Source organism: Rhodococcus sp. MT28 (assembly GCF_058792695.1).
Window position 1 is genome coordinate 453843 of record NZ_JBXAFD010000004.1, and the last position, 20367, is coordinate 474209.

21 protein-coding genes are annotated in these 20367 nt (G+C 63.6%); 7 read left to right on the forward strand and 14 right to left on the reverse strand.

What is annotated here, in order from left to right; all coding sequences use genetic code 11:
• Nucleotides 1–35: 35 nt before the first annotated feature.
• On the reverse strand, nt 36–1388 hold the full coding sequence (locus AC1Q6C_RS18580) for an LLM class flavin-dependent oxidoreductase (protein ID WP_042452174.1): 1353 nt from the start codon (nt 1386–1388) through the stop codon (nt 36–38).
• Nucleotides 1389–1479: 91 nt separating this feature from the next.
• Between AC1Q6C_RS18580 and AC1Q6C_RS18585 the strand changes: the two genes are divergently transcribed.
• Nucleotides 1480–2478, forward strand: a complete 999-nt coding sequence (locus tag AC1Q6C_RS18585) for a GNAT family N-acetyltransferase (protein WP_233272363.1) — start codon at nt 1480–1482, stop codon at nt 2476–2478.
• On the opposite strand, the gene AC1Q6C_RS18590 is transcribed toward AC1Q6C_RS18585, so the two are convergent.
• The 5 genes from AC1Q6C_RS18590 to AC1Q6C_RS18610 form a co-directional block, all read right to left on the reverse strand.
• Nucleotides 2441–3148 carry an alpha/beta fold hydrolase gene (locus tag AC1Q6C_RS18590; protein WP_081557523.1) on the reverse strand — a complete coding sequence of 236 codons (708 nt, stop codon included), beginning with the start codon at nt 3146–3148 and terminating at the stop codon, nt 2441–2443. The two genes, AC1Q6C_RS18585 and AC1Q6C_RS18590, sit on opposite strands and share 38 nt — an antisense overlap.
• 11 nt (nt 3149–3159) lie before the next feature.
• Nucleotides 3160–4281 (reverse strand): glycoside hydrolase family 76 protein, encoded by a 1122-nt coding sequence (locus AC1Q6C_RS18595; RefSeq protein WP_003944321.1) that lies wholly within the window; start codon nt 4279–4281, stop codon nt 3160–3162.
• 57 nt (nt 4282–4338) lie between these two features.
• The gene (locus AC1Q6C_RS18600) at nt 4339–5031 is read right to left on the reverse strand and encodes a TrmH family RNA methyltransferase (RefSeq protein WP_081557522.1); all 693 of its coding nucleotides are present in this window, start codon (nt 5029–5031) and stop codon (nt 4339–4341) included.
• Complete coding sequence (locus tag AC1Q6C_RS18605) at nt 5031–5630, reverse strand: DUF6636 domain-containing protein (protein WP_003944380.1); 600 nt, start codon at nt 5628–5630, stop codon at nt 5031–5033. Before AC1Q6C_RS18605 ends, AC1Q6C_RS18600 begins: the two co-directional genes overlap by 1 nt.
• 67 nt (nt 5631–5697) lie before the next feature.
• The gene (locus AC1Q6C_RS18610; protein WP_003944309.1) at nt 5698–6480 is read right to left on the reverse strand and encodes an SDR family oxidoreductase; all 783 of its coding nucleotides are present in this window, start codon (nt 6478–6480) and stop codon (nt 5698–5700) included.
• Nucleotides 6481–6514: 34 nt separating this feature from the next.
• On the opposite strand from AC1Q6C_RS18610, the gene AC1Q6C_RS18615 reads away from it, so the two are divergent.
• The gene (locus tag AC1Q6C_RS18615) at nt 6515–6958 is read left to right on the forward strand and encodes a hypothetical protein (protein ID WP_007726759.1); all 444 of its coding nucleotides are present in this window, start codon (nt 6515–6517) and stop codon (nt 6956–6958) included.
• A 4-nt stretch (nt 6959–6962) separates the two neighbouring features.
• Here AC1Q6C_RS18615 and AC1Q6C_RS18620 read toward each other — a convergent pair whose 3' ends face one another.
• Both AC1Q6C_RS18620 and AC1Q6C_RS18625 read right to left on the reverse strand, forming a co-directional pair.
• A complete protein-coding gene (locus AC1Q6C_RS18620; RefSeq protein WP_064443267.1) occupies nt 6963–7676 on the reverse strand; it encodes a lysoplasmalogenase in 714 nt (237 codons plus the stop codon).
• A 49-nt stretch (nt 7677–7725) separates the two neighbouring features.
• A complete protein-coding gene (locus AC1Q6C_RS18625; protein ID WP_492666729.1) occupies nt 7726–8406 on the reverse strand; it encodes a lysophospholipid acyltransferase family protein in 681 nt (226 codons plus the stop codon).
• Nucleotides 8407–8469: 63 nt separating this feature from the next.
• Here AC1Q6C_RS18625 and AC1Q6C_RS18630 point away from each other — a divergent pair, with 63 nt between their 5' ends.
• From AC1Q6C_RS18630 to AC1Q6C_RS18640, 3 genes are read left to right on the forward strand one after another with little or no spacing between them, the layout of a single operon-like run.
• Entirely contained in the window at nt 8470–9033 is a 564-nt protein-coding gene (locus tag AC1Q6C_RS18630) for a TetR/AcrR family transcriptional regulator (protein ID WP_064443266.1), read from the forward strand.
• A gap of 33 nt (nt 9034–9066) precedes the next feature.
• Nucleotides 9067–9510: a MarR family winged helix-turn-helix transcriptional regulator gene (locus AC1Q6C_RS18635; RefSeq protein ID WP_003944339.1), complete on the forward strand. Its 444-nt coding sequence runs from the start codon at nt 9067–9069 to the stop codon at nt 9508–9510.
• A 23-nt stretch (nt 9511–9533) separates the two neighbouring features.
• On the forward strand, nt 9534–10790 hold the full coding sequence (locus AC1Q6C_RS18640) for an MFS transporter (RefSeq protein WP_003944384.1): 1257 nt from the start codon (nt 9534–9536) through the stop codon (nt 10788–10790).
• A gap of 51 nt (nt 10791–10841) precedes the next feature.
• Here the strand turns inward: AC1Q6C_RS18640 and pyrE are convergent, their stop codons facing one another.
• From pyrE to clpB, 5 genes are all read right to left on the reverse strand, one after another.
• Nucleotides 10842–11375 (reverse strand): orotate phosphoribosyltransferase, encoded by a 534-nt coding sequence (pyrE, locus tag AC1Q6C_RS18645; protein ID WP_003944385.1) that lies wholly within the window; start codon nt 11373–11375, stop codon nt 10842–10844.
• Between the two features lie 74 nt (nt 11376–11449).
• Nucleotides 11450–12250, reverse strand: a complete 801-nt coding sequence (locus tag AC1Q6C_RS18650; RefSeq protein WP_037131478.1) for an SDR family NAD(P)-dependent oxidoreductase — start codon at nt 12248–12250, stop codon at nt 11450–11452.
• A 46-nt stretch (nt 12251–12296) separates the two neighbouring features.
• Nucleotides 12297–13184 carry a TtfA family protein gene (locus AC1Q6C_RS18655; RefSeq protein WP_054187144.1) on the reverse strand — a complete coding sequence of 296 codons (888 nt, stop codon included), beginning with the start codon at nt 13182–13184 and terminating at the stop codon, nt 12297–12299.
• A gap of 86 nt (nt 13185–13270) precedes the next feature.
• A complete protein-coding gene (locus tag AC1Q6C_RS18660) occupies nt 13271–14242 on the reverse strand; it encodes a hypothetical protein (protein WP_192712068.1) in 972 nt (323 codons plus the stop codon).
• Nucleotides 14243–14400: 158 nt separating this feature from the next.
• The gene (gene clpB, locus AC1Q6C_RS18665; RefSeq protein WP_492666730.1) at nt 14401–16953 is read right to left on the reverse strand and encodes an ATP-dependent chaperone ClpB; all 2553 of its coding nucleotides are present in this window, start codon (nt 16951–16953) and stop codon (nt 14401–14403) included.
• Between the two features lie 182 nt (nt 16954–17135).
• On the opposite strand from clpB, the gene AC1Q6C_RS18670 reads away from it, so the two are divergent.
• On the forward strand, nt 17136–18332 hold the full coding sequence (locus AC1Q6C_RS18670; protein ID WP_007726748.1) for an FAD-binding oxidoreductase: 1197 nt from the start codon (nt 17136–17138) through the stop codon (nt 18330–18332).
• 16 nt (nt 18333–18348) lie between these two features.
• Nucleotides 18349–19095, forward strand: coding sequence for an FAD-binding oxidoreductase (locus tag AC1Q6C_RS18675; RefSeq protein ID WP_003944435.1), 747 nt, complete (start codon nt 18349–18351; stop codon nt 19093–19095).
• Between the two features lie 3 nt (nt 19096–19098).
• On the opposite strand, the gene AC1Q6C_RS18680 is transcribed toward AC1Q6C_RS18675, so the two are convergent.
• Nucleotides 19099–20259 carry a globin domain-containing protein gene (locus AC1Q6C_RS18680; protein WP_003944359.1) on the reverse strand — a complete coding sequence of 387 codons (1161 nt, stop codon included), beginning with the start codon at nt 20257–20259 and terminating at the stop codon, nt 19099–19101.
• Between the last annotated feature and the right edge of the window lie 108 nt (nt 20260–20367).

Below are 20367 nucleotides of genomic sequence, written 5' to 3' on the forward strand. Positions count from 1 at the left end.
GTAACCATTGTCATTATCGACAACAGCGGGCGGGCCTACTGCACTGCAGAGGCACTACCCGAGAACTGGCTCTCGGGCCTCGGCAAACCGAAATGATCACGAAGGGTCGTACCCGAGTATTCGGTCCGGAAAAGACCGCGATCCTGCAGGATCGGGACCACACGCTCGGTGAAGATCTCGAGTCCACCCGGGTAATACGGCGGCATGACGTTGAAGCCGTCAGCAGCACCGCTGGTGAACCACTCCTCGATCGTGTCGGCCACCTGCTCGGCGGTTCCGGCAAACACCCGGTGCCCGCGCGCACCCGCCAATCGATGAAGGAGTCCCCGAACCGTCGGACGCTCGCGCTCGACGATGCCGGCGATCACCTGCAATCTGCTTTGCTTGTTGTCGGTGACATCCCCTGCAGCCGCGAACAATTCGACAGGAACCGGTGCATCCAGTTCCAGATTCCGAACATCGGCCCCGGTGAGTGCACCGAGTTGCGCGAGGCCGTACTCCGGCGAGGTCAACTCGTTGAATTCTCGCTCGAGCGCCTTGGCCTGCTCCTCGGTGTCACCGATGAACGGGCTGATTCCGGGCAGGATCTTGACGTGGTCGGGGTTACGCCCGAACTGCGCAGCCCTCGACTTGATGTCGATGTAGAACGCCTGAGCATCGGAAAGTCTCTGGTGCGCTGTGAAGATCGCCTCCGCGTACTGACCGGCAAATGCGCGACCGTCGTTGGACGCACCGGCCTGCACCAGCACCGGGTATCCCTGCGGAGTCCGCGGTGCGTTGAACGGTCCCCGCACCCGCAGATGCCGCCCGACGTAGTTGATCTCGTGAATCTTGTTTCTGTCCGCGTAGATTCCGTTCTCCCGGTCCAGACTGATCGCGTCGTCCTCCCAGCTGTCCCACAACCGCACCACCGCGTCGACGAATTCCCTTGCACGCGAATACCGGTCCCCGTGATCCGGGTGCTTGGCCAGCCCGAAGTTGGCTGCCGCCAGATCCGTACCCGTGGTGACGATGTTCCACCCCGCGCGTCCGTTCGAGATGTGGTCGAGCGAGGCGAACAGCCGAGCCAGGTTGTACGGCTCGTAGTACGTGGTCGACGCCGTCGCGATCAATCCGATTCGCTCGGTCGCCACTGCAATGGCCGTCAACAAGGTGATCGGCTCCAATGTCCCTGCGGGACCGTGCTCGACGTCGCTGCGCAACGCGGGACCGTCGGCGAAGAAGATTCCGTCGAACTTCGCCGCCTCAGCAGTGCGAGCGATCTCCTGGAAATACGTGACGTCGAACAGACGTTCCGGGGTTGTCCACGGATGACGCCACGCCGCTTCGTGATGACCGGCGGGGTGGATGAACGCGTTGAGGCTCAGTTGGCGCGGAGAATCAGACATGCCTGAATGCTGGCAACTGCCGCCGCAGTCCGACAGGGTTAGGGTTCGCGTGATTCCAACTCAGGGTGGGCAGGTCGGTATCGTCACATGGGTGAGCCGCGTAGTCGTAGCCGAGTTCGTACCGTCCGGAGCGACAGCAACTGTTCTTCATCAGTGGTGTGAGGTGTTCGCCGAAGGCCAACGTCACCTGTCCGGGACTGCGCCGACAGCGACTGCGCTGATGGAAATGATCGAGGCCGAGGACAATTCGGCCGATGTACGGCGTTGGATTGCACGCGACGCCGGCACCGACGAGGTCCTCGGCATCGCCCAGGCACGACGCAACTCGGCCGAAGCCGATCTCGCAGAGTTTCGGATGTACGTGACACCCCACGCGCAGCGACGAGGGGTAGGACGAGCGCTTGCCGAACTCGTCGAAGTCGACATCGCCGGGTTCGGCGTGCGAAGAATCAGAGTGACGGCGCTCGTCGGAAGCGCAGCCGAGCATTTCCTGCGATCGTTCGACGGTCACCGCGTGTTGCTTCGGTTGGCCAACCAGGTTCAGCACCTCAGCCCTCCCACCGCACACAGCACCCGCCCCGGCTATCGAATCGTCAGTTGGCGCAACCGAACCCCGGACGAGCTGATCCACTCCTTCTCGGAGGCTTTGAACCGACTCCTCGACGCGCCGGGCGCTGAACTGCAGGTGCCCGAACGTAATTGGGGAGCCGACGAGGTCAGATCGTGGGAACAGAAGATGACGGGTGGCTCTCAAGTACTCCTGGTGTGCTGCGCGGTCGACGACAGCGTCGGCGAAGTAGCCGCAGCGACAGTGGTGACGGTGGACGAACATGACAGCACCCACGCATCGCAGCACGACACCGTGGTACTTCCCCAGCACCGCGGACACGGTCTCGCTCAGTGGGTCAAGGAGCAACAAGCGTCTGTGTTGGCAGCTGAATTTCCCTCCGTGCGAAAGATTTACACAACGGTGAACGCGGAGAATCACCCGATGCTGACCGTCAATCGGAGCCTGGGATACCAGACCGTCGCGGAGCGGATCCTGGTGGAAATCAGGAGAGCCGAGAGTGCGCCGCACAAGCCTCGGTGACGATCTTCCTCCACAGGAGCGGGTGAGACTGCCAGAAGTTGTGCGCGACACCGTCGACGACCTCGAAACTACCGTTAGGCACGAGCTCGGCCAGTTGCTGCAACGGCCACGACGGGCGAATGTCGTCGGCCGCCGCGAGAAATGTCATGGGCACTGGTGAGTCGGCCAACTGCCGAAACAGCTGTGGTTCATGGATCCATTCGATGAACGATTCTTGAAGCGATTGCCAGACAACAGGTTCCCAAGGTATCTGCGGGTCCGGCTCGATTCCCGCTTCGTACTGCTTCGACCATGTCCGGTCCTTGTGGAGGCCGTGCCCCGCGATGCCGACGACGCCGGACACCGATTCCGGACAGTCGAGTGCGTACCGCACCGCCAAGTCGGATCCCCACGAGTGCCCCAACACGACCCAGCTGTCGATCTCGAACGTGCGTCGGACGAGTTCGAGGTCCGCAACCGCCTGCGCCATCGTATGAGCGCCGCCACCGGACCGGCCGACTCCGCGTGGCTCAGGGCACCACGCGCGCATTCCTTCCGGAACCAGCTCGTCGTGAGCAAGATAGTGAACGCATCCCGGGCCGCCGGAGAGAACCAGAACGTCCGCCCCTGCCCCACCGACATCGATGTGAAGACGTACGCCGTCCGTGTCGACCACGTGCCGGGATTCCATGAGGGAAAAGCCTAACGCTTACGCGGGTATCCAGCCGCCGAGACGACAAATGCCGCCTCCATGAGCATCCACCCACCTACCTGCACCGAGAGGTCTCGCTCGGGCACGCTCGACGAGCGCACCGTTCCGGCGGCGAAGGTGGCGATGTCGCCGGACAGACTCGGCAACTGAGCATCCTTGGTCCAGTCGTGCCCGAACAGCGGCAGACCTTCGATCTGCAGTCTGTTGTTCCAGGCCGCTTCCGCGGAGGACAGAACGATCTGCGCTGCGAGTTCGCGCGCTCGCAGGTCCTCGTGAGTCTCCCAGGACAGGTTCACCACCACGAACGCGAGGTAGCGAGCCAGGATTGCGTTGAACAGTCCGCCGTCGCCTCCGCCACCGCCCGTGATGACTCCGTACTCGGTCATGCCGTCGTACACGGCGTCGACGAGTTTGTGGACTCGCTCGCGGTGACGCGGCTCGCCCAATCGCGTCGACAACTCGGTTTCCAACCCCAGCGTGACGCCCTGACAGTACGAATAGATCGCGCGCTCGAGGGTGCCGTCGCGGCGGATACCGTCGAAGATCAGTCCGGAGTCCGGATCCCGCAGTGTCTCGTCGATCCAGTCGGCCGTTGCCTGCGCACGCCAGAGTTTTCCGGTGCGCGCCAGCATGATTCCGGCGGGTCCGTTTGCCGGTGTGTTGTAGAAATCGGAGCCTTTGCACCACGGAATACCGCCGCCGTCGGCCGGGGACCACGAATCGAAGAGTTGCGATTCGAGCGCCTGAACCGCAGTTCGGTGATCGACCGAGAACATGCGTTGCGCACGTTCGAGCGAGAGGCCCAGCCACGCCATGTCGTCGTAGTAGTTGTTGGTCCACGCCGAGACGTTGCGGACCCGCACACTGCGGGCAACCTTCGCGACCCGGCGACGACGCTTGGGGGTCGGGTCACGTTCGAGTGCGTCGATCGCAGTATCGAGCAGGTGCGCTTGCCACCAGTAGTGCCACGGCTTGAACATCCGCTCGCGTCGAACAGCAGGCCAGGCAACCACGCCGAGTGCTGTCCGGGGCATTCCCCACAGGCGCCGAAGGTGACGACTGACTATCGCGCCCTCAGCCGCATCGGCCCGCTCTGCCCACACTTCCTGCATAACTACCTATCCTGTCTGGTCGAGGCGCTACACGCTAGCCGGAATTCGCGAGCGAGATCAGCGGGAATCGGCGAGATCGGCATGCTCACGTACCCACGCGTGCATCGCGATGCCGGCCGCGACACCGGCGTTGATGCTGCGAGTCGAACCGAATTGTGCGATCGAGACCGTCATGGACGCAACCTCTTTCGCATGATCGGTCACTCCGGGGCCTTCTTGACCGAACAGCAGGATGCACTCCCGCGGCAGGCTTGCCGTTTCCAGCGGCACCGACCCCGGGGTGTTGTCGACGGCCACGATCGTGAGTGAATTCTCACGGGCGTACTCGACGAGCTCGCTGATGTCTGCGTGGTGAACGATGTGCTGGTATCGATCGGTCACCATGGCGCCCCGCCGATTCCAGCGCCGACGCCCCACGATGTGGACCGCGGCCGCGGCAAACGCGTTGGCCGTGCGGACCACCGTGCCGATGTTGGCGTCGTGCGCGAAGTTTTCGATGGCGACATGCATCGTGTGACGGCGCGAGTCGATGTCCTCGACGATCGCTTCCCGCGTCCAGTACCGATACTCGTCCAAGACGTTTCGACGATCACCCTCGGCCAGAAGTACCGGGTCGTAGCGCGCGTCGGTCGGCGCTTCCGTGTCGCGCTCCTCGGCCCAGGGTCCGACGCCGTTGGGATTCTCGCCCCACTCGGTGGGTCCCGGTTCACTGGCCCCGCCGGACACGTCGTCAGCTGCGACTTCGGTCATCAGAACACCTCGTTGGAATCTGCAGCCACGGTGAAGCCGTGCGTGGTCTGATCGTTGACACACGAGACGTCTGTCGCGGTGGTCGTACAGGTGAAACCCAGTTTGCTCAGCGGTTGACCGGCCGCCAACACCGGATCGGCGTCGGGGCCGCCAGAGGTGTACACCTCTCCGCCCGAACACATGAAAGCACCCTCACCCTCGTCGGTGACGCGAATACCGTTGCCCCAGTTGACCATGCAGCTCTCCGGCCGCGGCGGAACGGGAGTGGTCGTTCCCTCGCACCCGGCTTCGATTCTGGTGGGCAACTTGATGATGCCGCACTGGAAGTTTCCGTCGGGAGTGGTGAAGTAGTACGACTCGTTGCGCTCGAACTGCACATCCGTGAGCGTCGTCGTCGGTGGCAGCGTCGTGGTCGGTGGTTCGGTGGTCGTGGGGACGACGGGCGCGACGGTGGTGGTTGTCGTCGGCACTGCGGTAGTGGTGGACGAACTGGGCTGCGCCGCTACGGTCGGCGCTGAATCCGCCTCCCCGCTGCACCCTGCGAGCACGAGCGCCGACCCGACGCCCAACAAGACGAACCCCACCCGAACACGAACCACCCGACTACCTCCACACACGTCATCTTGGCCCAGCAACAGCCGACAGTGCACTCTATCGTGTGGTCGACTAAGTGCTGGTGACGCGCTTGTTCATCAGCCGTGAGAGCCACGCGGGCGAGAACCGCGACGCGCTGAGGAAGAGCTTCGCCTGAGTTCCGACCGGGTAGTGAACCTTGTGCATCCGTCCGGCGCCGCGTGTGGCCGCCCACAGTTCCTGCGCGACGTCGGTTGCAGTCAGCTTGATACCCAACGATCTGGTGGCTCCGGTGTCCATTCCAGTGACCATCGCGGTCTGGACGAACAACGGCCAGAGCGCGAGAACACGGATGTCGTGCTGTGCCCATTCCAGATCGAGCGCCTCGGTCAGGCCGCGGATCGCGAACTTGGTTGCACCGTACGTCGCCAGTTCGGGCTGGCCGTAGATCGCCGAAGCGGAGCACAGATTGACCACCTGGGCGCCGACGGTATCGCGGAGGTACGGGAAAGCCGTGTGCGTGCCGTTGAGGGTGCCGGTGATGTTGATGTCGACCATTCGGCGATGCGCCGCAAGAGAAATATCCTCGAACCGTCCCGACGAGAGCACGCCCGCATTGTTGATCAGGATGTCCAGACGCCCGGACTCCCCGGCAAAATCGGCCAGACACTGCGCCCATCCGGCCGGATCGGTGACGTCCAGGACACCTGTCACGACGCTCCCACCGAAACCGTCGATCTCGGCCTTCAAGGAGGCAAGGCCGGCGTCGTCGATGTCGAACGCGCCGACGCGGTATCCGTTGCGCGCGAACAACAGCGACGTCTCCCGCCCGATTCCAGCCGCAGCACCGGTGATGAAGACGTTCGGTTCGCTCATCCGGTCAGGCTATCCTGGATGTGGAGGAAATCTGATGAATCACCGTCGCGTCGTACACACCGTGTGTTTCATCGCGGTGGGGTATCTGATCGTGCTCGCCGTGTGGCTCGGATGGCTGGTCGAGCACACTCCGCCTGGCACGCTGCCCTATCAGATCGGCGGGCTGCTCGCCGCTTTCGGCTCGGTTCTCGGATTCGGAATGGCATGGGCCAACCGCCCGACCCGCGCCGAGCGCAAACTCGAAAAGCACGGCCTCGAAGGGTGGGCACGAATCGACACCGTCACACCCCTGCGCCGAACCGTCGACGGCGAATTGGCCAAGCTCGCACTCCACCTCACGGTTCCAGGTTCCGATTCGTACTCGGGCCGGATCGAGTACGAGATCCGACCCGAGTACAAAGACAAGATCACTCCCGGATCCACGGTCACCGTCATGGTGGACCCGAAGAACCGAGACCGAATCATGCTGTGCCCGTGAAAGACTAGACGCTCTTCTTGCGCCCCAGCGCCAACATGCCCTCCACCAGCATCAGCTGCGCTCCCGCGTACGACGCCAGGATCACACCCTCGGCAGCAGCGCGGCCGGCGGTCCCGCGGATGAACAGACGACGCACCACGATCAGTCCGTCGGATGCGGTGAAGAGCACTCCGCCCAATCCGAGCCAGGAGCGTCGATCCTTGTTCGGGACGACCACATCGAGCACGGCCTTGGACTGCGGTGCCAGAGCGGGGTCCGCCGACAACGTCGAGGTGGTTCCCAACATCAATCCGTATCCGGTGAGCGGCGTCGACACGCTCGGGGCCTTGGCACGGAGCAGTCCGGACGCCGTCGACCAACCGCTGATGCGGGGCCGCAGGGCAGCGCGGGTCGGCCGAGCGCCGCGCCGCAGCAGGAGCGCCGAGTAACTGGCCTGCATCACCGCGAACGAGGACGCGCCCTTGATCAGACGAGCATCGTTGTCCGGGTCGATCATGAACACGTCGCCGACAGTTGCAGCGGCGAGACCGGCCAGAAGCAGTGCGGTATCGGCAGTTTCCGTCTCCGAGCGCTTGCGCAGCACTCGGGCGGCCAGAGCGGGTGCGATCAACGGCTTCGCGATCTGCTGAACCCGCTCGTTACCGACTACTGCCCCGAACACTGTCGCTGCCGTCGCCGCCGCAAAAACTGCGTGCTCGATGCCCCACTTGCCCGCCATCACAATCCTCCTGTTGGTTACACGTCCAACAGCGACCGTACTGGGTCACTCAGGCGGCATCGCCGGATTTGACGTCCGCGCCGTAGACATCGACGTATTCCTGCCCCGACTGGTCACAGAGCACTGCCATCAATTCGTCCGTCGCCGCACGCACGACGGCCTGGTAGCCACGAAGTTCGCGGTACCGAGAGAAGTCGATCGGCTCCCCTACCGTGATCCGGACCTTGCTGAAGCGCCACATCCGCGTACCCGGCGGGTTGACTGCGTCGCCGCCGTGTACGACTACGGGAATGACCGGCGCCCCGGTTTCCAAGGCAACTCGCATCGCTCCGGTCTTTCCCTTGTACAGGCAACCGTCGGGTGATCGTGTTCCCTCGGGGTAGATCCCCCAGACACCACCCTTGTCGAGAATCCCGATGGCCGTGTCCAACGCCGCACGGGAGGCGTCGGCGCCGCTACGGTCGATCGGCACCTGACCGGCCCCACCGAAGAACCAGCGCTGCATCGCGCCCTTCACACCGGTCCCGGTGAAATATTCACTCTTCGCGACGAAGGTGATGCGTCGGCGCACCATGAGAACCAGGAAGAACGAGTCGACGACTGCCCGATGGTTGCCGGCGAGAATCACCGGCCCTTTCTTGGGGATGTGGTGCTGCCCCTCGATCGTCGGCCGCCCGAACAGCCAGAGGACCGGGCCGATCAGGACGTATTTGAACAGCCAATAGAGCACAGGGCATCACCTTTTCCGTCTAGTAGACAGTGTCTACGGCGAGAATAGTAGACACTGTCTTCCATGACTGTCAGCAGCCTTCGCGAAACACTCGTCGCCACCGGCGTCGAGATTCTCGATGCCGACGGCGCCACAGAACTGACGCTACGGGAGATAGCGCGTCGGGCGGGCGTGTCGCACGGCGCCCCGCGGAGATACTTTCCGACCCACAACAGCCTGCTAGCCGCAATTGCCTCACACGGCCTGCGCGATCTCGCCGACAGACTCAATCCCGTCCTCGCCGGCAAACAACCCGCTCGTAGCCGATTGATCTCGGCAGCAATCGAATACGTGTCATTCGCCCAGGAGCGACCGGCGATGTTCGAGTTGATGTTTCGCCACGACCTCCTCGAGGGCGCAGGCAGCAACCTCCGAGAGTCTTCTCTCCCACTCTTCGCCGCCCTGCAATCCCTGACCGAAGAGGCCGACGCCTCCGATCCCACCACATCTGCGTTGAACATCTGGACCGGAACCCACGGCATCGCAGTGCTGGCGGCAAATCGAAGCCTCACACTCGTCGCACCCGACCTCGATGTGCCGTCGCTGGTAGCCACCGCCGTGACGGACCACCTTCCACGGACTCGTTGATTTACATAGTTAACCTATGCAATAATATTCTTCGTGACAGACGAAGAACAGCAACTGCACGAACTACTCGTCGACCTCGTGAGCAATACGCACCGCTTCGCGAAGCTGGCGGGCTCCTTCGCGTCCGATCAGTACCCACGCGCCTGGCTGCGCGCACTCTCGTTACTCGAGGAATACGGCGAAATGCGGATCAGCGACTTCGCTCGACTCGACAGAAGCTCGCAGCCCTCTGCCACTGCACTACTGCGCAAACTCGGCGAGAACGGTTACGTCGAACGCCGCGCCGACCCCGAGGACGCCCGGGCAGTCCGAGTGGCCATGACGGACAAGGGCCGAAAGATCTTGAACGACGGTCGAAACGAGATCGCCGACGCTCTAGTCCCCCACTTCGTCGAACTCGGGCCTGAGCAGATCAAGAAACTGGCCGACGGATTGGCCGAATTGCGGTCCATCATCAAGACTTCCGATCCCAGCTGAAACACCCACCACTGAAAAAGGAGGTGGCCGTGAGCAACACGACCGCGACATCAACGCACCAGAACGAGGCTCCGCCGAGCCTCCTGAAACAACCGAAAGCGGTGTGGGCGGTAGCCTTTGCCAGCGTCATCGCCTTCATGGGCATCGGATTGGTCGATCCGATCCTCAAGCCGATCGGCGAACAACTCGACGCCACACCGTCGCAGGTTTCGCTGCTGTTCACCAGCTACATGCTCGTCACCGGCGTGGCCATGCTCATCACCGGTGTGGTGTCCAGCCGCATCGGCGCCAAGAAAACACTTCTTGCAGGCCTTGCCATCATCATCGTGTTCGCTTCTCTGGCAGGCGCTTCCAGCACCATCGGCCAGATCGTCGGATTCCGTGCGGGCTGGGGACTCGGCAATGCACTGTTCATCGCAACGGCGCTCGCGGCAATCGTCGGCGCGGCCAGCGGCGGCGTGGCACGGGCGATCATCCTGTACGAGGCTGCATTGGGCATCGGTATCGCAGTCGGACCGCTGGTCGGCGGAGTTCTCGGTGACATCAGCTGGCGCGCACCGTTCTTCGGCGTCGCAGCCCTGATGGCGGTCGCCTTCATTCTCATCGTGGTGATGCTTCCGAGCGCACCCAAGCCCGAACACCACACGTCCATCGCTGCGCCCTTCCAGGCGTTGCGGCACCGCGGGCTACTCACCGTTGCCATCACCGCGCTGCTCTACAACTACGGATTCTTCACGCTGCTCGCGTACACGCCGTTCCCCCTCGACATGGGGGCGTACCCGATCGGATTCATCTTCTTCGGTTGGGGCCTGATGCTGGCGATCTCGTCGGTTTTCCTCGCCCCTCGCCTGCAACGACGCTTCGGCACCCTGCCGATGATGATGCTGGCACTGACCCTGTTCGCACTCGACCTGGGCATGATGGCGCTCTTCACCGAGAACAAGATCGTCTTGATCGTCGGTGTCGTCCTCGCCGGTTTGTTCCTCGGCGTGAACAACACACTCATCACCGAAACCGTCATGATCTCAGCTCCCGTGGAGCGGTCGACCGCCTCGGCTGCTTACAGCTTCGTTCGATTCGTCGGCGGCGCCGCTGCTCCGTGGGTAGCCGGCAAGCTCGGCGAATCCAACGTCCACATGCCGTTCTGGGTCGGCGCGGTGCTCACCCTCGCCGCCGTATTCGTCCTGTCGAGCGGACGTAAGGTTCTCGCTCACGTCGACGACCACGATCCCGCGCCGCACAGCGTCGACGAAGCACTCGCCGTCACCGTAGGCGACTGACCCCTGTGAGTGGTTGAGGAGCGCAGGGACTCCTTAACCACTCACGGGGCGTCAGCTCAGGTTCAGATCTTCCAGGCCCAGCAGCGAGCGGTACTCGACGCCCTCGGCACCGATCACCGCATCCGCACCCGTGGCGCGATCGACGACCGTAGCGACTCCGACCACGGTGGCCCCTGCCTCGCGCAGGGCCTTCACTGCTGTCAACGGCGAATTGCCCGTCGTGGTCGTGTCCTCGACAACCAGGACACGCTTGCCGACGATGTCCGGGCCCTCGATCTGGCGCTGCATCCCGTGGGCCTTCGCAGCCTTGCGGACGACAAACGCATCGATCGGGCGTCCGGGAGCGTGCATCACCGCCATCGCAACCGGATCGGCGCCCATCGTCAAACCGCCGACGGCGTCGAAATCCCAGTCCGCGACCAGTTCACGCAGCAGCGAGCCGATCAGCGGCGCTGCCTTGTGGTGAAGTGTCGCGCGGCGAAGGTCGACGTAGTAATCGGCTTCCTTGCCCGAGGACAACGTCACCTTTCCGTGTACAACAGCCAATTCGCGCACCAGCGCAGCCAAATCCTCACGATCGCTCATGAGTGCTCAGCCTACCGACCACTACCTTGTGTTCGGCTTCTGCCTCTGGGCGACGTCCGGCTTCCGCCTCTGGGCTACGTGCGCCCGCGGCCTCGTCCGACGATGTTGGTCAGCCGGCGAACCAGCCCCTTGGGAACGAGACGCCCGGCCGTCGTGAGGACCTTGTACTGGAATCCCGGAATACTGATGACCTTGTCGTCACCGAGATCCTTCATCGACGCCGCAACCACCTGGTCGACGCTCAGCCACATCGGCTTGGGGATCGTGGACATCTCGATGCCCGCGCGCTCGTGGAACTCGGTGCGAATGAAGCCCGGGCACAGCGCCTGCACGCGCACTCCCGTCCCGGCCAACCCGCCGGACAGCCCTTCGGTGAACGAGATGACATAGGCCTTGCTTGCCGAATACGTCGAACCCCGCCCGGACAGCAGGCCCGCGACGCTCGCCACGTTGACAATCGTTCCGTGCGCCGACGCGATCATGCTGGGCAGCGCCGCACGGGTCAGCCGCATCACGGCGGTGACGTTGACGTCGAGTTGAGACTGAAGGAGCGCCGGATCGGCGGTCCAGAACTCGCCGGAGGTACCGAATCCGGCGTTGTTCACCAACACCTCGACGCCCTTCTCCAAACGAAGCGCGACCGTGTCGCGTCCGGCCTCCGATGCGAGATCGGCAACCAGAATCTCCGACTCGGTGCCGAACATCGTCTTCAACTCGGACGCGAGGTCGTGCAATCTGACCTCGTCACGTGCGACGAGAACCAGGTCGTATCCGAGGGAGGCGTATTTCTTGGCGAAACCGGCGCCGAGACCAGAGGTGGGTCCAGTCACCAGGGCAACGGGACGCACAGGGCGATCCGAGTGGGAAGTCGACATACCGGCCACGCTAGTGGTTATCGCGCCTGGACGGGAACCTTAAAGGTCAGTCGACCGGGCGAATTGTGCCCGAGCGCTGCGACGCCGGGCGCTGAGCCGGCTTGTCAGCCGCCTCGGGCTTGCGCAGCGGTTGATCCGGACGTGGCGCAGATTCCCGCGGTGCGGGCTCACGCGGTGCGGACTCACGCGGGGCAAATTCACGCGGCGGAGCGTCACGGGGCGGCTGCTCTTGACGCGAACGGGGCTGTTCTACCGGATCCGGAGTTGGGCGAGACTTCTCGGCGCCCGGCCGCGGGCGGCTCGGATCGTGATCGACCTCGAGTTCGTTGGGATCGGTGACGGGAGGCAGGACATGCAGAATGCCGGACAGGCGCGCAACCGACTCGATTGCCGCGTCCCAGTCCCGGCCGTTACTGGTCACCGGAAGCGAACCGAGCGTCCACTGCCCTTCGCTCCACAGCATGCTGATCGACGGCGGAACCGATTCGGTGAACGCCACCATGCGCTGATCACAGACACGACGTGCGATCTCGAGATCGGTCGCGAAGACGACTCGTGAACCGATCGCACCCAACAGGTTCAGGTCGCCGTCCTTGGGCGGAGCCGTCGACTTCAACCGAAGATCGATGTCGACGTCCGACCCGATCTCGCGGCGAACAGCCACGATGGTTGCGGTCTCCTCCAGGTCGAACAGCACGAACTGCTCTCCGCGACGGCGGCCGCGGACGACGTCGGTAGCAGTGAGGTAGTCCTGCTTGGCCATGACCGCGCGGTGCCATTCGCCTGCCAGCTGATCGTCAGTGGCCGTGTACGTGTAACCCTGCGCCTTGGCCCAGATCTGACGCACTCGCCCGGATTGATCTCGCCTCGTCCTGTCGACGTACAGAAGCGCACCCGCGCCTGCGAGTGCAATTGCTGCCAGTCCGAACCACATTCCAGTCATCACCCTCCAGGGTAGCGACTCGCGGCCTCAACCTCCCGCGACACCCTGGTGGACTCGCCCGATGTGTCGTGAACGACTCAGTTGCCGAACTTCGGCAGCGACGTACTCAGAATCGTGTTAGCGGTCATCGTGCCGTTCTCCACAGGCGTTCCGTCCACGACGATGTTGTCTCCCGGTTGCAGATCGGCGATGGTGGCGCGGTTGAGCGCGATGAGCGTGGTGTCCGCGGTGGTCAGAATCGTCACCTGCGAACCCCCGATCGAATCGATGACCAACGTGCCGCCGTCGTTCGACTTCACGGTGCCGACGGCTCCCCCGGCGTCACCGATGACTTCGCCGAGCCCGCCTGGAAGCTGGCTGAGCGGAGAATCCGTCGTCGGAGTCGGCGCCGTGGTGCTGGCCTTCGGCGGTGTCGTGGTGGGCGCCTGCGTCGTGGTGGTCGGGGGAACGAAAGCGGTCTGGGTGCCCTTGTCGTTCGAGCCGAACGCCGAGAACGCGATGATCGCGATCACGGCGACCAGGATCCCGACCACACCGGCGGCCACCCACGTCGCGAGCTTGCGCTTCTTACCGCCGCCCGACGATCCATCGTCGATGAACGGCTGTTCCGGCGGAACTCCACCGCCACCACCGGCAACCGGATACTGCTGTGTATTTCCGTACTGCTGCGTGTTCCCGTACTGATCCGGGTTCCCGTACTGCTGAGCGGTGTACGGCGGATAGGCCTGCGTCGCACCAGGCGGCGGCGCCTGCGGATCGAACTGCGGGTTGTAGGCAGGGAACGCCTGAGTGGGATTCGGCTGCTGCCCCTGCTGCCCCAAGTACTCCGTGTTCTGATCCGGTCCGCCGTAGGGATACTGCTGTGCCCCCGGATACTGCTGTGCCCCCGGCGGCTGACCGAAATACTCCGTCGGCTGGTTCGGATTCTGGCCGGACACCGTCCCGTACTGCTCCGTCGGCTGGTCGGGCGTACGCCCCCACACCTCGGTGGCCTCGGGATCCTCACGGCGCGGCCCACCCGAGTTACGCGGATCGTTCTCATCGGTCATGCCTGGCTCACCTTCGGTTGGGACGAAAGAGCGTCGAAGTCGTTCGGAGAGGCGCGGGTGCACTCGTCCCCGGTTCGAGCATCCAGCCATCCAGGGTAGAACAAAATGCGAATGTCCCGCCGATCCAAGTGGATCGACGGGGCATTCCGCCTACCGAATCAGGAGAGAACCAACTGATCCGCGTCCTCGCTGACACCGACGTGCACGGTGTCGCCGTCCTGGACCTTGCCGGCCAGGAGCAGCTTGGCGAGCTGGTCGCCGATCGACTGCTGAACGAGTCGACGCAATGGCCGAGCGCCGTACAGCGGGTCGTAGCCGCGCACTGCGAGCCACATCCGAGCCGCACCGTTCACCTCGAGGGTGAGACGACGCGCAGCCAGACGCTTCTGCAACTGCTCGAGCTGGATGTCCACGATGTGCTCCAACTGCTCCTCGGAGAGCGAGTCGAAGATGACCACGTCGTCGAGACGGTTGATGAACTCCGGCTTGAACGCGTGGCGTACCGCATCCATGACCTGCTCCCGCGTGCCACCGGATCCCAGGTTGGAGGTCAGGATCAAGATGGTGTTGCGGAAGTCCACCGTGCGGCCTTGACCGTCGGTCAGTCGGCCTTCGTCGAGCACTGCGAGCAAGACGTCGAACACGTCGGGGTGTGCCTTCTCGACCTCGTCGAAGAGGACCACGGAGTACGGGCGTCGTCGAACTGCTTCGGTGAGCTGGCCACCGGCTTCGTAGCCGACGTATCCCGGAGGAGCACCGACGAGTCGGGCCACCGAGTGCTTCTCACCGTATTCGCTCATGTCGATGCGGATCATCGCGCGCTCGTCGTCGAAGAGGAAGTCCGCCAAGGCTTTGGCGAGCTCCGTCTTACCGACGCCGGTCGGGCCGAGGAACAGGAAGGAACCGGTGGGCCGATTGGGGTCGGCGACACCTGCTCGGGCGCGGCGAACCGCATCCGAGACGGCGACGACGGCGTCGGTCTGGCCGACGACGCGCTTGCCGAGTTCGGACTCCATGCGGAGTAGCTTCTCGGTTTCGCCTTCCATCATCCGGCCGGCGGGGATTCCGGTCCAGGCTGCGACCACGTCTGCGACGTCGTCGGGCCCGACCTCTTCCTTGAGCATCACGTCACCGTCGGAGGCAGCTCCGGAAGCGGCTGCTGCCTCTTCCAGTTCCTTCTCGAGCGCCGGGATACGGCCGTAGCGCAACTCGGCTGCCTTGCCCAGATCGCCGTCACGCTCAGCGCGTTCGGACTCTCCTCGCAGGGTTTCGAGCTGTTCCTTCAGCACGCGCACCGAGTCGATGGCCTGCTTTTCGTTCTGCCAGCGGGTGCTGAGCTGATTGAGCTTTTCGCGGTCGTCCGCGAGTTCCTGACGCAGCTTCTCGAGCCGAGCCTTGGACGCGTCGTCGGTTTCCTTCTCGAGTGCCACTTCTTCGATTTCGAGTCGGCGAACCGTGCGTTCCACCTCGTCGATCTCGACGGGACGCGAGTCGATCTCCATACGAAGTCGCGATGCGGCTTCATCCACGAGGTCGATGGCCTTGTCCGGCAGGAACCGCGACGTGATGTAGCGGTCCGACAGCGCGGCAGCCGCCACCAACGCGGAGTCGGTGATGCGCACGCCGTGGTGCACCTCGTAGCGCTCCTTGAGGCCGCGCAGGATACCGATGGTGTCCTCGACCGAGGGCTCACCGACGAGCACCTGCTGGAAACGACGCTCGAGTGCTGCGTCCTTCTCGATGTACTTGCGGTACTCCTCGAGTGTGGTCGCACCGACCAGCCGTAGCTCACCACGGGCGAGCATCGGCTTGATCATGTTGCCTGCGTCCATCGCGGATTCACCGGTGGCTCCGGCGCCGACGATGGTGTGCAACTCGTCGATGAAGGTGATGACCTGTCCGGCACTGTTCTTGATGTCGTCGAGGACAGCCTTGAGGCGTTCTTCGAATTCACCGCGGAACTTGGCACCGGCGACCATGGACCCGAGATCCAGGGACACGACGGTCTTGCCTCGCAGGGATTCCGGGACGTCACCCGCGACGATGCGTTGGGCAAGGCCCTCCACGATCGCGGTCTTGCCGACGCCGGGCTCACCGATGAGTACCGGGTTGTTCTTGGTACGACGCGAGAGCACCTGCACGACACGGCGAATCTCGGTGTCGCGACCGATCACCGGGTCGAGCTTGCCGCTACGTGCAGCTTCGGTGAGGTCGGTGGAGTACTTTTCCAGCGCTTGGTAGGTGCCCTCGGGCTCCGGGCTGGTGACGCGAGCGCTGCCGCGGACGGTGGTGAAGGCTTCACGCAATGCGTCCTGGGTGGCGCCATGACGTACGAGCAACTGTGCGACGTCGGAGTCCCCGCCGGCCAGTCCGTAGAGGACGTGCTCGGTGGAGACGTATTCGTCGTCCATCTCGGTGGCGAGGTGCTGAGCAGCAGTGAGTGCCGCGAGTGCCTCACGCCCGAGTTGCGGGGTGGAGCTTGCGCCGGTTGTCTTGGGTAGGCGATCGACGATTGCCTGTGCTTCACGGTGTACGACCGTGGGGTCGACGCCTACAGCTTTGAGTAGTGGGGCAGCGATGCCGTCGGTCTGGTCGAGCAATGCGACCAGCAGATGGGCAGGCCGGATTTCGGGGTTACCCGCCGACGACGCCGACTGCAGTGCAGCCGTCATCGCAGCCTGGGTCTTGGTTGTTGGTGTGAACGAGTCCACTTGTCACCTTTCTGGCGAAGTCGAACGGGAAGAGCCGCGACCGGTTGGTATTGCGACTGTGTCAATATGCTCAACGCGGACAAACTTGAGTCTATTCCGCTCAAGTTTGTTTTCGCCAGGCCGAGTTGGTTTCGTAGGTCACATTTTCAGCCGTACTAGAATTGTGGCGAGAGTTGCAGCTGGTGCGAAAGGGGGATGGATTGGATCCGACAGTGATCGCCCGTCTGCAATCCAGCCTCGATTCTCTGACCGACGACGAAGAGAGCCGTGCGCACTTCTCGGCAGTGTTCTACACCGGCCTCTTTGCGGAACATCCTCTGTACCGCTCATTGTTCCCGGCCGGGATGGAATCGCAGGGCCACCGTTTCTTCAGAGCCATCGAGTTCGTCGTGAAGAATCTGCCCCAGCATCGCCGAATCCGGAAGTTCCTCACCCAACTCGGCCGCGACCACCGTCGCTACGGCGTCGAGCGTGAGCACTACGAGGCCGCCGGCGTCGCTCTGAAGCGCGCGGTTCGGTCGATGTACGGCACGAGCGCGCACAGCCGCTACAAGTGGACGCCGGAGCTGGACGAGGCCTGGTCTCAGTTCACCGACCTCGTCGTCGGCACGATGGCCGACGGCGCCGAATCCGATACGACCCCGGCGCTCTGGGGCGCAACCGTGGTCAGCCACGAACGAGTCCTCGACGATCTGGCGATTGTGCGCCTCGAAGCCGACCCACCCATTCCGTACGGGGCGGGGCAATACGTAGGTGTTCAGATTCCCCAGCGCCCGAAAATGTGGCGGTATTACTCACCGGCGATTCCGACCAACCCTTTCGGTCAGCTCGAGTTCCACATCCGCAAGGTGTCGGGAGGATGGGTCAGCCCCGCGATCGTCAGCGAAACCAACGTCGGTGACCGCTGGGTCATGTCCACTCCCCTCGGCGGTCTCGAGGTCGACTTCACCAGCGACCGTGACGTTCTCATGATCGGGTCCGGCACCGGTATCGCTCCACTGCGGGCACAGGTGATGGAAATGTCTCAACGCGCGCACAACCCGCGCGTGCACCTGTTCGTCGGCGGCCGCTATCCGTGCGATCTCTACGACCTCGAAACCCTCTGGCACATCTCGCTCAGCAACCCGTGGTTGACCGTCGTACCGGTTTCCGAAGAACCCGAAAACCCTTGGTGGCACAACGGACCGGTGCTCGAACCACCGTTCGGAATGCACAGCCGGCTGATCGGACCGATCGGAAAAGTGGTCGCGCAGTTCGGTTCGTGGGCCGACCGTCAGGTGCAGATCTCGGGGTCACCGTCGATGATCAAGACAACCGTCTACGCCTTGCGTGCCGGCGGAACTCCGCTCGACCAGATCCGGCACGACCCGCTCTACTGACTACAGGAGAACTTTCATGGCCCAGCGAACCTGGTCGAGCACAGTCGTCGAACATCACCGTCTCCGTGAGGATCTGGCGGTTGTTCGTCTTGTCGGCGACGTCGTCCCGTTCCGACCCGGCCAGTACGTCGACGTCAGCGTCCCGCAGAATTCGCGGTTGCTCCGTCGACTCTCCCCCGCACTGCCTCCCTCACACGACGGGAAGTTGGAGTTTCACGTCAAGACGGTTCCCGGTGGTTGGGTCAGCGGTTCGATAGTCAAGGACACCCAGCCTGGTGACGTCTGGCAGATCCTCGACCCGCGCGGCAACCTGTCCGTCGACGAGAACGGCCCCACCGTCATCATGGTCGCGGGCGGAACCGGTTTGGCCCCACTCCGGTCGATCATTCTCGATCTGGCTCAGACCCCGAACCCGCCGCAGGTGTACCTCTTCTTCGGTGGCCGAACGCTTCGTGATCTCTACGCTGCGGACATGCTGTGGCTGCTCGCCGACCAGTTTCCGTGGTTGCAGCCCATTCCTGTCGTCGAAGATCTCTCCGACGGCGGCCCGCCCGACGGATGGTTCGACCGGTTGAACGTCGACATCGGATTCGGCGACGATCATCTCATCGAAGGCACGCTCGCCGACGTCGTCGCGTCGTACGGTGCGTTCACCGAACATCAGGTCCTGGTGTGCGGATCGGCGGCCATGGTTCGGTCGACGCGTGATCGATTGATCGAGGCCGGAACGCCGGCCGAGGTCATTCAGTTCGATCCGTACTGACGGTCAGTACGTCGGGTCGTTGCGAACGGTGTCGACGTCGATGCCCACTGCGCGAAGCCTGAATTTGGTGCTGTTGACCATGGATTCGCTGCCGACGACCTGAATGTCGTAGCCCGCCCAGTCCCCGAACGAGGTCACGACCTTACCGACCTTGCCGACGATGCGCCGCTTCATGCCGATCGGCGGCAGTGGCTCCGCTTCGGTGTGCCACCACGGATTCTCGTCTTCTTCGGAGACCGGGATGATCGTGAGCCACGGGTACTTCTCGGCCAGCTTCCACAGATGCGGAAGGTCGTAGAGATCGCACGGATGCTGTCCGGAGTAGAACAGTTGGACCTTGCGAGTGTTGCCGCGTCGGATCAGTTCGAGGATCTGAGCGCGAAGAGGCGCGACACCTGTTCCCGACGCGATCATCAAAAGGTCCTTGGAGTTCTCCGGAATCCCCAAGGCGCCGATGGGCGAACCGACCACCCAGGTGTCACCGACAGCGGTCTGGTTCACCATGACCGGGCTGACCCACCCGCCGGTGACCTGGCGGATGTGGAACTCGAGGATTCCGGTCCCGTCGTACGGCGTGGCCGGAGAGAGGTAGCGCCACATCCGTGGCCTCGCGGCGACCTGCACGCTGACGTACTGACCGGCGCGGTACTCCATCGTCTGGTCGAGTTGCAGCCGCACGACGGCGACGCCCTTGATGACCGGGCGGCATTCGATGACCGTGGCACTCCACGCGGGCGGACCGTCTTCCGCGTTGGCGGCATCCATCATCGCCGCCGAGATGATCGCGAGCGCGTTACGCCACGCGCTGTCGACCTCGTCGGTCCACATTTCGGCGCCACCGAAGGTCTCGAGTGCTTCGATCAAGGCATTGCCGACTGCCGTGTAGTGCTCGTCGGTGACGCCGTACTTACGGTGATCGCGGCCGAGCTGTGCGAGGTACTCGAGTATCGCGTCGGACTCGTCGAGGCGTTCGACGACGTGAGCGATAGCGCTGACAAGCCGGTCACGCTGCACATCCATCGCTGCCGGAAAGAACTCCCGGGTTTCGGGCGATCGAGCGAACAGGATCGAATAGAAGGTACGGGCGAGCCGTTCCGGACCATCTTCTACCGCAGCGACGGATTTGAAGCTCGACCGGACCAGAGAGATTGCTTGCGAATCCACGCTCATCCTCGTCCCGACTAGACGCGGCAAGACCCGCCGCGGAATTTCGTCTGCAGCTTATGTCACAAATGTCTGACTCGTAAATCATTCTGGACAAGTGTCACAATG